The organism is Methylosinus sp. Sm6, assembly GCF_019802345.1.
Classification (GTDB): Bacteria; Pseudomonadota; Alphaproteobacteria; order Rhizobiales; family Beijerinckiaceae; genus Methylosinus.
On record NZ_JAINDZ010000045.1, the window covers coordinates 21,956 to 33,312 of the forward strand.

At 68.3% G+C, this 11,357-nt stretch carries 13 protein-coding genes; 7 read left to right on the forward strand and 6 right to left on the reverse strand.

The features are described from left to right. Positions 1 to 29 precede the first annotated feature (29 nt). Complete coding sequence (locus tag K3F48_RS20775; RefSeq protein WP_222577357.1) at positions 30 to 293, forward strand: hypothetical protein; 264 nt, start codon at positions 30 to 32, stop codon at positions 291 to 293. On the opposite strand, the gene K3F48_RS20780 is transcribed toward K3F48_RS20775, so the two are convergent. From K3F48_RS20780 to K3F48_RS20790, 3 genes are all read right to left on the reverse strand, one after another. After that, positions 294 to 860, reverse strand: coding sequence for a nicotinate-nucleotide adenylyltransferase (locus K3F48_RS20780; protein WP_255609529.1), 567 nt, complete (start codon positions 858 to 860; stop codon positions 294 to 296). A gap of 244 nt (positions 861 to 1,104) precedes the next feature. Beyond that, a complete protein-coding gene (locus K3F48_RS20785) occupies positions 1,105 to 2,400 on the reverse strand; it encodes a glutamate-5-semialdehyde dehydrogenase (RefSeq protein ID WP_222577359.1) in 1,296 nt (431 codons plus the stop codon). 100 nt (positions 2,401 to 2,500) lie between these two features. Further along, entirely contained in the window at positions 2,501 to 2,860 is a 360-nt protein-coding gene (locus tag K3F48_RS20790) for a hypothetical protein (RefSeq protein ID WP_222577360.1), read from the reverse strand. Between the two features lie 322 nt (positions 2,861 to 3,182). Between K3F48_RS20790 and K3F48_RS20795 the strand changes: the two genes are divergently transcribed. Beyond that, a complete protein-coding gene (locus K3F48_RS20795; RefSeq protein WP_222577361.1) occupies positions 3,183 to 4,238 on the forward strand; it encodes a 30S ribosomal protein S2 in 1,056 nt (351 codons plus the stop codon). An 87-nt stretch (positions 4,239 to 4,325) separates the two neighbouring features. Further along, the gene (tsf, locus tag K3F48_RS20800) at positions 4,326 to 5,249 is read left to right on the forward strand and encodes a translation elongation factor Ts (RefSeq protein WP_222577362.1); all 924 of its coding nucleotides are present in this window, start codon (positions 4,326 to 4,328) and stop codon (positions 5,247 to 5,249) included. A gap of 138 nt (positions 5,250 to 5,387) precedes the next feature. Here the strand turns inward: tsf and K3F48_RS20805 are convergent, their stop codons facing one another. Further along, positions 5,388 to 6,029 (reverse strand): outer membrane protein, encoded by a 642-nt coding sequence (locus tag K3F48_RS20805; protein ID WP_222577363.1) that lies wholly within the window; start codon positions 6,027 to 6,029, stop codon positions 5,388 to 5,390. A 232-nt stretch (positions 6,030 to 6,261) separates the two neighbouring features. On the opposite strand from K3F48_RS20805, the gene K3F48_RS20810 reads away from it, so the two are divergent. Beyond that, positions 6,262 to 6,852 carry a TetR/AcrR family transcriptional regulator gene (locus K3F48_RS20810; protein WP_222577364.1) on the forward strand — a complete coding sequence of 197 codons (591 nt, stop codon included), beginning with the start codon at positions 6,262 to 6,264 and terminating at the stop codon, positions 6,850 to 6,852. A gap of 4 nt (positions 6,853 to 6,856) precedes the next feature. Here K3F48_RS20810 and K3F48_RS20815 read toward each other — a convergent pair whose 3' ends face one another. Further along, a complete protein-coding gene (locus K3F48_RS20815; RefSeq protein WP_222577365.1) occupies positions 6,857 to 8,806 on the reverse strand; it encodes a methyl-accepting chemotaxis protein in 1,950 nt (649 codons plus the stop codon). A gap of 315 nt (positions 8,807 to 9,121) precedes the next feature. Here K3F48_RS20815 and K3F48_RS20820 point away from each other — a divergent pair, with 315 nt between their 5' ends. Further along, positions 9,122 to 9,904 carry a phosphorylase gene (locus K3F48_RS20820; protein ID WP_222577366.1) on the forward strand — a complete coding sequence of 261 codons (783 nt, stop codon included), beginning with the start codon at positions 9,122 to 9,124 and terminating at the stop codon, positions 9,902 to 9,904. 103 nt (positions 9,905 to 10,007) lie between these two features. On the opposite strand, the gene K3F48_RS20825 is transcribed toward K3F48_RS20820, so the two are convergent. Beyond that, a complete protein-coding gene (locus K3F48_RS20825; protein ID WP_222577367.1) occupies positions 10,008 to 10,454 on the reverse strand; it encodes a MaoC family dehydratase in 447 nt (148 codons plus the stop codon). A 334-nt stretch (positions 10,455 to 10,788) separates the two neighbouring features. On the opposite strand from K3F48_RS20825, the gene K3F48_RS24580 reads away from it, so the two are divergent. Both K3F48_RS24580 and K3F48_RS20830 read left to right on the forward strand, forming a co-directional pair. Further along, positions 10,789 to 10,917, forward strand: coding sequence for a hypothetical protein (locus K3F48_RS24580; protein WP_255609536.1), 129 nt, complete (start codon positions 10,789 to 10,791; stop codon positions 10,915 to 10,917). Next, a partial coding sequence (locus tag K3F48_RS20830; protein WP_222577368.1) for a glycosyltransferase family 2 protein occupies positions 10,914 to 11,357 on the forward strand: 444 nt, incomplete at its 3' end. The genes K3F48_RS24580 and K3F48_RS20830, both read left to right, overlap by 4 nt.

The following is an 11,357-nucleotide window of genomic DNA, read 5'->3' on the forward strand; positions in this document are numbered from 1 at the left end:
GTTCCGCAAAAAGGTGGAGGAGAAGAGCCGTGACCGACGAACCCCCGAAGGACCCCATTCCGCGCTTTCTCGTCAGCCGTCAGCTCATGTTCTTCACGGCGGTCATTCTCGTCCTATGGGTGTTCGTCACCTTCTTCTTTCGCAATCCCTATCAGCAGGCGGTTCAGTTCGACTATTACGACAAACACCCTTATGACGAAGGGACGGTGTGGGTCTATGTGCTGATCGTCGTGCCGATGATCGGCCTCGGCGCCGCTTTGCTGTGGTGGCAGAGGCGCAGCCAGCGCAAATGATCAGCCGCGGCGCGCGCTTCGCAGTGCCGTCGAGGATTGCGCCACGCGCGGGCCATGCAAATAGACGAAGGCCGGCGGCCGCGCGTCGGCGAGACGCGCGGCGTCCTCCTCGGGCAGGCGCGCGCGCGCGAACCGCTGCGCCGCTTTGGCCGACATCGCCGCCAGCGTCGCCCCTGGGCGGTCGATGACGGCGATCGGCGTCGTGCGGACGATCTCGTCCCAATCGCGCCAACGATCGAATTGCAGCAGATTGTCGGCGCCCATGATCCAGACGAAGCACACGCCCGGGCAATGGCGGCGCAAATAGCGCAAAGTGTCGGCCGTGTAGCGCGCGCCGATCTCCGCCTCGACGCCGGTGACGACGATGCGCGGGTCGCGCGCGATCTTCTGCGCGGCGGCGATGCGCTGCTTCAGCGGCTGCAGACCGGCGGTCTCCTTCAGCGGATTGCCGGGCGTCGCCAGCCACCACAGGCGATCGAGCGCGAGGCGCCGCAGCGCGACGCGCGAGACGTGGAAATGTCCTTCATGCGGCGGATCGAACGACCCGCCGAAAAGGCCGATGCGCATGCCGGGAGCGTGAGGCGGCAGGCGGATCATCGCGCGACATGCGAAGGTTCGCGTCCCTTCTCCCGTTTGCGGGAGAAGGCGGCCTCGCGAAGCGAGGTCGGGTGAGGGTCCGCGCCGTTAGAGCGAGCGACGTCGCCAGATCGTCTCCCATGTCGAGAACCGCAGCCGCCCTCATCCGACCCGGCTGCGCCGGGCCACCTTCTCCCGCGAGCGGGAGAAGGGAGAACACCGAGATTCGGCCTCGTCACCCTCGCACCTGGCCGGCGCCGTGGACGCGATATTTGAAGGCGGTCAGCTGCTCCACGCCAACGGGTCCGCGCGCATGCATGCGGCCGGTCGCTATGCCGATCTCCGCGCCGAAGCCGAACTCGCCGCCGTCGGCGAATTGCGTCGAGGCGTTGTGCAGCACGATCGCCGAATCGACCTCGGCCAGGAAGCGGCGCGCGGCGTCCTCGTCGCGCGTGACGATGCAATCGGTGTGATGCGAGCCATAGGTCTCGATGTGCGCGATCGCCGCATCGAGCCCGTCGACGACGCGCACGGAGATGATGGCGTCGAGATATTCGGCGCGCCAATCGGCGTCGCTCGCCGGCACGATGCGAAGGTCCATCGCTTGAATCGCGTCGTCGCCGCGCACCTCGCAGCCGGCGTCGAGCAGCGCGTTCACCAGTGGCGCGAGATGCGTCGCGGCGCAGGCGCGGTCGACCAGCAGAGTCTCGGCCGCGCCGCAAACGCCGGTGCGGCGCATCTTGGCGTCGAGCAGGATGCGCTTGGCCATATCGAGATCGGCGTCGGCATGGATATACACATGCACGATGCCCTCGAGATGGGCGAACACCGGCACGCGCGCTTCGTGTTGCACTCGGGCGACGAGGCTCTTGCCGCCGCGCGGCACGATGACGTCGATATTGCCGTCGAGCCCGGCCAGCATGGCGCCGACGGCGTCGCGGTCGGCGACCGGCACCAGCGAGATCGCCGTCTCCGGCAGGCCGGCGGCGACGAGGCCGGCGACGAGGCATTCATGAATGGCGCGCGAGGAGCGCAGGCTCTCCGAGCCGCCGCGCAGGATCGCGGCGTTGCCGGCCTTCAGGCACAGCGCGCCGGCGTCGGCGGTGACATTCGGCCGGCTCTCATAGATGACGCCGATGACGCCGAGCGGCGTCGCGACGCGCTCGATGACGAGGCCGTTGGGGCGCTCGAAAGCAGCGAGCACGCGGCCGACCGGATCGGGCAGCTCGGCGATCTCCTCGAGGCCGCGCGCGATCGCCTCGACGCGGGCCGGATCGAGCGTCAGCCGGTCGACGAAGGAGGCGGCCGTCCCCCGCGCTCGCGCATCGGCGACGTCGAGGGCGTTGGCGGCGAGGATGTCCGGCGCGCGGCGGCGCAGCTCGGCGGCGGCGGCGCGCAATGCGGCGTCCTTGGCGGCGCGCGGGGCGAGAGCGACGGCGCGCGCAGCCCGTCGGGCGGCGCGGCCGAGGTCGGCCATCAGCGCGCTGATATCCCGCGCGGCGGCCGTGTCGATCGTCTGAACTTGCGCCATGACCTTCGTCTCGATACGTCGAAAGTCGATGCGCTAGCACGAGAGCGGCCCGGCGCGAAAGGGGCGTCTCTTCGCGCCGGCGCCTCTGGAATCGCGGCGCTCAGTCGGCGTCGCGGAGTTGCTTCACCGCCGCCCCGGCCTGGCCGGCCGCGGCCGCAGCCGCTGCGGCGTCCGCATCCTCGCCGCCCTCCGCGCCGCGCGCCTTGGACTTGGCGACGTGCTTCTTCGAATGATGCGCCTGCTTCTGCGGCTTGCCCTTGCCGTGCTCCGCCTGCGGCTGCTGCGTCGCCGCCTCCTGCTCGGCGGGCGCCTGTTCCTCATGGCCGGGGGCTGCGGGGTCGACGGCCTCCTGCGCCGCAGGAGCGGATTTGGCGTGGCTCTTCGCTGCTTGCGACAGTCCCGGCGCGAGGGCGAAGGCCAACAACAGGCCGAGCGAAGCGGTGACGAGGCTGCGTGTCATGCGAGAGGCTCCTTGAATTATCGCGTGGTGCAGAAATACGGGCCATAAGGTCCGAACATCGGCGACTCTGCCGAACAACTCGACCAATTTACGGCCGCGGGAAGGCGCGCGCGGGAGGCGCCGCATTTCCGCGGCCCCCGTTTCTGTAGCCCCGTTCCTGCGGCCCCCTGCGGCCCCCTTGCCGGCCGCGGCGTTCTCGCCTATAAGCCCGCCCATCCCACAGGCGAAAGTCTAACCGGTTCCTGCTTCAAGGACCCGTTCCGGTGGCCGGCGCGCCCGACCTCTAAAGACGCTTTCGCCGCGGCTCAACCGGAGAAACAAAATGGCGCTTCCCGATTTCACAATGCGCGGACTGCTGGAGTCCGGCGCGCATTTCGGCCATCAGTCGCATCGCTGGAACCCGAAGATGGCGCCGTTCATCTTCGGCGCGCGCAACAACATCCATATCATCGATCTCGCCCAGACGGTGCCGCTGCTGCATCAGGCGCTGAAGATCGTCTCCGACACGGTGGCGCGCGGCGGGCGCGTGCTGTTCGTCGGCACCAAGCGCCAGGCGCAGGACCAGATCGCCGACGCCGCCCGGCGCAGCGCGCAATATTACATCAACTCCCGCTGGCTGGGCGGCACGCTCACCAATTGGAAGACCATTTCCGGCTCCATCCAGCGCCTGCGCAAGCTCGACGAGCAGCTCTCGGTCGGCTCCGGCGGCGTCACCAAGAAAGAGCGCCTGCTGCTGACGCGCGAGAAGGAGAAGCTCGAGAAGGCGCTCGGCGGCATCAAGGACATGGGCGGCACGCCGGACCTCTTGTTCGTCATCGACACGAACAAGGAGCAGCTCGCCATCAAGGAGGCGGGCCGCCTCAAGATCCCGGTCGTCGCCATTCTCGACACCAATTGCGATCCGGACGGCATCACCTATCCGATCCCCGGCAACGACGACGCCGGCCGCGCCATCGCGCTCTATTGCGATCTGATCGCCCGCGCCGCCATCGACGGCATCTCGCGCAGCCAGGGCCTGTCCGGCATGGACATCGGCGCGATGGAGGCGCCGATGGCCGAGCCGGCGCTCGGGACCGTCCATGAGGATCTGCGCTCGCCCGAGGCCGTCGCCGCCGATGCGGCTGCCGAGGCCGACATCGCGCTCGAGCCCTTCGAGCTGCTCGCGGCGCCGCGCGGCGCCCCGGACGATCTCGCCAAGCTGCACGGCGTCGGCCCGCAGCTGGTCAAGAAGCTCAATGACGGCGGCATCTTCCATTATTGGCAGGTCGCCGCGCTGCAGCCTGCCGATATCGAGAAGCTCGACCAGGATCTGAAGCTCAACGGGCGCATCACCCGCGACGGCTGGATCGAACAGGCCCGCGCCCTGACCGCGGCCTGATTTCGCGCCAACGTCACATTCCCGTCGAATGATCTGCGCGCCGTCGATCCGACGGCGCGCCCAACGCTCATACAAGGGGTCGAACCCATGGCCACGATCACCGCCGCTCTCGTCAAGGAACTGCGTGAGCGCACGGGCGCCGGCATGATGGATTGCAAGGCCGCCCTCACCGAGACCGATGGCGACATCGAGGCGGCCGTCGACTGGCTGCGCAAGAAGGGCCTCTCCAAGGCCGCCAAGAAGTCCGGCCGCGTCGCCGCAGAAGGCCTCGTCGCCGCCACTGTCGGCGAGAGCGCCGGCGTCGTCGTCGAGGTCAACTCCGAGACCGACTTCGTCGCCCGCAACGAGGATTTTCAAAAGCTCGTCCGCACGATCGCCGATGTCGCGCTGCAGACGGGAGCGGAAGACGCCGAGGCGCTCGCCGCCGCGGCCTATCCGGGCGGCGGCACGGTCGCCGAGGCGATCACCAGCGGCATCGCCACCATCGGCGAGAATCTGACGCTGCGCCGCGCGGCGAATCTTTCCGTCGAGGGCGCGGTCAGCCGCTATGTGCATACACAGATTTCCGACGGCCTCGGCAAGATCGCGGTGATCGTGGCGCTCGAGTCGAAGGGCGACAAGGAGGTTCTGTCGACGCTGGCGCGGCAGATCGCCATGCATGTCGCTTCGGCCAATCCGCTGGCGCTCGACGCCTCGGGCCTCGATCCGGCGACCGTCGAGCGCGAGAAGGCGCTGCTCGCCGAGAAGAACGCCGGCAAGCCGGCCAATGTGCTGGAGAAGATCATCGAATCGGGGCTCAAGACCTATTACAAAGAGGTCCTGCTGCTCGATCAGGTCTCCAACCACCCCGAGCACAACAGCAAGACCATCGCCCAGACGCTGAAGGAGCATGAGGGCAAGGCCGGCGCGCCGATCACGATCAAGGGCTTCGTGCGTTACGCGCTCGGCGAGGGCATCGAGAAAGAGACGAGCGATTTCGCCGCGGAAGTGGCGGCGGCCGCCAAGGGCTGACCGCTCGCCCGTCTCGCACGGAACGAAAAAAGGGCGAAGCGAGCCGATGGCCGCTTCGCCCCTTTATTTTTGCGCGCTGCTCTCTTCGCGCGTCGCGCATGGCCCGCCCACCTGGACGCGGGCCATGCGCAGAGCCGATCAGAACAGGTTGAAGTGATAGTTCACGCCGGCGCGGACCGTGTGAAACTTGGCGCGCGGCGCGGCCCAGCCCCAATTGTTGTTGTTCTCGAGGTCGGTGTAGAGATACTCGACCTTGGCGGACCAGTTGGGCAGGAACGCCCATTCGACGCCGCCGCCGGCCGTCCAGCCGGTGTGCGTGTCGTTGGTCCACGGCGTGTTCAGCTCGCCATAAGCGAAGCCGCCCGTGCCATAGACCAGCAGCCGCGAGTCGAACAGCGTGAAGCCCAGGCGGCCGCGAACCGTGCCGAACCAGGGCAGGCTCACCTGCGGCGCGCGCCAGCCGTTGTTGGTGCTGAGGCTCGTGCCCTGGAAGTCGGTCTCGAGGCCGACGACGAACAGCGGCGAAAGCTGGTAATTATAGCCGATCTGACCACCGCCCACGACGCCGCTGAAATCGCCGCCGCCGAGGCCGAAGCCACCGTCGGCCTTGAAGCCGCCGCCTGCGTTGAGGCCGGCATAGAAGCCGGTCCAGGAGAAAGCGGGCGGCGGCGGCGCGAACTCGGGCGCCGCCTTGTGCGACGGAAGATCGGCCGCTTGCGCGGATCCCGCGGCCAGCGCGGCGGCGATCGCGATCGCCGAAAGGCTGTTGTTGATAGACATCGTCCCTCCCCCAGGTCTCGATAGAAACACTGTCGTCGCCGCTCGAGCGTGAGCGGCGCAGAAGGCGGAATAGTCGAGTCTCGGTTAATAAGTCAACCACCGTTGACTCCGTCGAACGGAGATGGGGCTCCGTCGCGAGCGAGATCGGAAAGGTTGCAGAACCTTTCCCGCGACATTGACCGCCGCCGCCGGACGAATAGTTTGATCGGTCGGGCGGCGGGGAGAATCGAAAATGCGCGAGGAAAAAACGGGCAAGAGGTCCGCGGAGGCCACGAAGCAGAAAGTATTGGCGGCGGCGATCTCGCGTTTCGCCCGCGCGTCTTATGAGGAAGTCCGGCTGAGGGATATCGCCGCCGATGTGCGGCTAGATGTCGCGCTCGTTCATCGAGCCTTCGGCTCGAAGGACCAGCTCTTCGCGGCGGTGATCGCCGCGACCTCGCCTTCCGAGCTGGTCACGGCCGACCGCGAGGCGCTGTGCGCCGCCTTCGCCCGCCGCAATTCGACGCCCTGCCAGAACGAGGGCCTGCAGATTTTCATTCGTTCGCTGACCAGCCCGCTCGCCAGAAGCGCGCTGCGCGCTCATTGCTCTCGCGATTTCGTCGAGCCGCTCGCCGCGAGGCTCGGCGGCCCCGCGGCGCGGCAGCGCGCGGCGCTGTTCGTCGCCAGCACAATCGGCGTCGCGATCCTGCGCGACATTCTCGAGATCGACCCGCTCTGCGAGCCCGCCGAGGGCGATTGTCAGCCGCTCATCGAAGGCTTGCTGGCCTCATGTCTCGGCGACGACCGGCAAGGCGCCGATGTGTTCGCCCCGCCCCGGGACTGAGCGCTCAGAATGCGGCCCAATCGTCCGCCGCCGCCTCGGCCTTGCGGACGGCGGAGCCCGAGCCGGCGCTCGCAAGGCTCTTCAAGGCCGGCCGCGCCGCCGCGGGCGACCAGCCGCCGGCGCGCTGGCCGAGACGGAAGCTCGCCACCGAGCGCACCAGCTGCTCCGTCTCCCGGCGCAGGCCGTGGCTCGCGGCGGTCGTCTGCTCGACCATGGCGGCGTTCTTCTGTGTGTTCTGATCCATCTGGCCGACGGCCGTGTTCACCTCGGCGAGGCTCGTCGCCTGCTCGCGCGCGCCGACCGCAATGTCGGTGACCACCCGGTCGATCTCGGCCACCTGCGCGACGATCGTCTCGAGCGCCTTGCCGGTGAGGCCGACGAGATCGACGCCCTGCTCGACCTCCTCGGTCGATGTCGCGATGAGGCTCTTGATCTCCCGGGCGGCCTCGGCGGAGCGCTGCGCCAGCGCGCGCACCTCGGAGGCGACGACGGCGAAGCCCTTGCCGGCGTCGCCGGCGCGCGCCGCCTCGACGCCTGCGTTCAATGCGAGGAGATTGGTCTGAAAGGCGATCTCGTCGATGACGCCGATGATCTGGCCGATCTCGCCGGAGGATTTCTCGATTCGCCCCATGGCGTCGACGGCGCGGCGGACGATCTCGCCGCTGCGCTCCGCCTCGGTTTTGGTCGCGCCGACGATCCGGCTGGCATGGCCGGCGCCTTCGGCGCTGCGGCGAACGGTCGTCGTGATCTCTTCCAGCGCCGCCGCCGTCTCCTCGAGGCTCGCTGCCTGCTGCTCGGTGCGGCGCGCGAAATCGTCCGCCGCCGTGGCGATCTGCGACGCGCCGGAGCCGATCGCGTCGGAACCATTGGCGACCTGCATCAGCGCCGTTTCGAGCTGAGCCGCCGCGGCGTTGAAGTCATTCAGGAGGCGACGATAGGCGTCCGGCAGGGCGTCGGGCAGCCGATGAGTGAGATTCTTGGCCGCCAGCGCGGCAAGTCCGGCGCCGATGGCATCGAGCGCGGCCTCGCGCTCGCGCGCGGCGGCTGCCTGCTCGGCCCCGCGCCGTGTCTCCGCCTCCTCGTTTCGGCGACGCAGCTCCGCGTCGCGCGCATCGGCCGCCCGCAGCTCGATCGCATGGCGCTTGAACGTGTCGAGCGCCCGCGCCATCGCGCCGACTTCGTCGCGCCGGCCGACGCCCTCGACGGCGATGTCGATCTCGCCCTTCGCGATCTCGCTCATCTGCTCGGTGAGGCGTAGGATCGGGCGTCCGATCTTGCGGCCGGACACATAGAGCGTGAACGAGGCGCCGACGATCACCGCGAGCGCGCCGATCGCCAGCATGGCCCAGATCGTCTGATCGGCCCGGCGCGAGAGGTCCTGGCCCATGCGCTGATTTTCGGCGACCACCCCGACGTAATCGGACCGCATCTGGTCGGCGATCGCCGCGATCTCCGTATCGATGGGTCCGAGAGACTTCGCCAATCTCGCCAAACGGTCGAGATCGCCGGGCGTCAGCCGCGCGCCAATGTCGAGCGTGGGCCGATCCTCGACGCCCGCCATCACGGATTTCGCCTGGGCGACGACGGCGGCGATGCGGGCGCGAAAGCCCTCGATCGTCGCCGCGCGCGGCGAATCGAGCTGCGCCGCCTCCTTCATGAGCCCGTCGATGCGCGGCCCGGCGCTCTCGAATTCCTCTCGCGCGCGCTGGTGCAGCCGGCTCTGCGGATCATGCGCGATCATCGCGTGCATGGCGTAGCCGATCTCCGTCAGAGCGCGGTTCGATCGAAGCATTCGGATCACCGCCGCGTCGGAGCGCTCGACGAGATAGCCGTAGCTGTCCGCGAGATTGGTCACGCGAAACGCCCCGAGCGCGGTCGCGCCCAGGAACAGCAGGGCCGTGACGCCGAGTGGAACGAGGCTCTTGGCGCTGAGCTTGAGGTCGTCGAAAGTCATAGGGGATGTCGATCCTTCGGGGAATCGCAACCGGAAACGGCGGCCCGCCGGGGACCGCTCCGCGCCGCATTGCGCAAGACTCGAGAAAGCCGGCCGCAGCGCGCGACGCCGCCGCGTCGACGTCCCGCCCTCGCTCGCGGATCGACGCGACGCTATGCCGAAAATCTTGCCAAATGGTCTATTCGCTCAAAGCCTTCGGATTTCGTCGCCGGATCGGAGAAGATGAGGGCGGCGCGCGGCTCCGCTCCCGGCCTCTTGTGGCGGGCGCGCGCTGCTGACAAGCTCGCTTTCGCGATTCGAATTGCGAGGCGATCTATGAGCACCCCTGCGCGCGCCGCCGCCGACATGATCGGAGCTCTCGACCGGCTGGGCCCGGCGGAGACCGCCGTCGTGCTCGGCCGGGATTTTTTCGCCGTGGCCGACATCGCCGAGCAAGCGACGAGCATCCCTTACGCCGATTTGCCGGGCTTTCCGCCCGTCGCGGGCGGCGAGCTGACGCTCGGGCTGGTCGAAGGCTCGCCCATGCTGTTCTTCCGCGGCCGGTCGGAATTTTATGCGAGCGGCGATCCGAGCCTGATGTCGGGCGCCTTCGAGACGCTGTCGCATCTCGGCGTCCGCGCCGTGCTGTCGACGGGCACGGTCAACTCCACCAACGCCGACATTCTGCCGCCGTCCTTGCTGAGCGTCTCCGATCACATTAATTTCACCGGGCTCAATCCGCTGATCGGCGCCGCGGGCGACAATTTCGTCAATATGAACGCCGCCTATGACAAGCGCCTGATGCGCCGCCTCAAACAATCCTCGGCCGCGGCCGGCGTCTCGCTGAGCGAAGGCGTGATGATGTGGTGTTCGGGACCGAGCTTCGAGACGCCGGCGGAAACGAAGGTGGCGCGTCAGCTCGGAGCCGACGCCCTCGGCATGTCGATCGCGCCGGAGGCGATTCTCGCGCGGCGCTTCGCCCTGCCGTTCGCCGGCGTGGCCGTCGTCACCGATTACGCCGCCGGCTTTTGCAACGGCAATCCGTCCCACGATCCGACGCGCAGCGCCGGCCTCGTCGCGCTGCGCCGCCTGCTGCGAGCCTTCCAGAAGAACAAGTGACCCACTGGGCGCCTAGTGGCGTGATTCAACCGATCTGACAGGGCTTCGAGAGCGAGCCTGAAGGCTCGCTCTCGAAGCCCATCGAAATCGATGACGCAAAACGCTATGGCCGAGCGAAGGCCAGGATCTTCGCCGTCAGCCTCTGCACCGTCTCGCCGCGCTGATTGGAGGTCGTCACGCGAATCTCGACCACGCCGCGCTCGCGACGCGAGCGGGAGGCGGCGACGCCGATGATCTCCGCTTCGACCAGGAGCCGGTCGCCGGGCTTGACGGGGCGGGTCCATTCGATGCGCCCGCCCGTTCCGACGAGTCCTCCGGCGATGGGCGCGCATTCGGTCAGCAGGCGCATGGTCAGAGCGGCGGTATGCCAGCCGCTCGCCACCTGCTCGCCGAACAGGCTCGCGCGCGCCGCGTCCTCGTCGAGATGAAAAGGCTGCGGATCGAATTGCCCGGCGAAAGCCTCGATCGCCGCGCGCGTCACCTCGACGGGGCCGGCGCGGAAACGCTGGCCGACCGCGAGATCCTCGAGATGGAGACGAGTGGACGTCAATGGGCCTCGCAAGCAGATTTGCGTCTGGGCGGAGCAGGCTCGAGGCGCGCAGCCCGGCGCGAAGCTTCACGGTCGGGACTGCATAGCCAGACTTTCTGTTCCTGTCGACGGCTCCCATATCGCCGCGTTCATCGCTCGCGGACGAGCCGGGCCGCCGCCGAGGCCACGGCCTCGCAGGGCGATCTCGACGCCTCGGCCAGGGCCGTGACAAGTCTGATTTGTCGGGATGATGTTTCGCATCGGCGCCGCTCCAATCGGCGCCGCTCCAGTTGACACGGTGACGCTCCACGGATAGCCGTCCTCACAGGCGCGCTTTCGTCCCCCTGGAGGAGCATTGAATCAGCCTCTGTGGAGCCCTTCCGGAACGCACGACCCGACCGCGATGACGGCCGTGGAAGTCGTGGCCCTGCCGTTCCGCCGGCTGAAGGTGAAGACGATCCTGATGCGGGAGCAGCCGCTATGACCTTGCGCATGCCGATCGCGATCATGTCGTTCGACCGCCCGCAATATCTTCAGGCGGTGCTGCAATCGCTGGCGCGGCAGCATTGGCCGGCGACGCTCGAGCCGCAGTTCTTCCTGTTTCAGGATTCGGCCAAGAGCGGCCGCACCGGCGCGGCGCTCGGCGACGAGGACGCCGCCGCCGCCTCGGTGCGCGTGTTCCAGAGATATTTTCCGGACGGCGTCGTCGTGCAGGCGGAGCACAATCTCGGCGTGGCGCGCAATTTCGACCGCGCCGAGCGCGTCTTCTTCGAAGACCTGCGGGCGGAGGCGGCGGTGTTCCTCGAGGACGACATGGTCCTCAGCCGCTATTATTTCGCGGCGATGGCGGAGCTCGCCGAGATCGCCCTGCGGCGGCCGGAGATCGGCATGTTCTCGGCCTATGGCCTGCATCATTTCACCGAG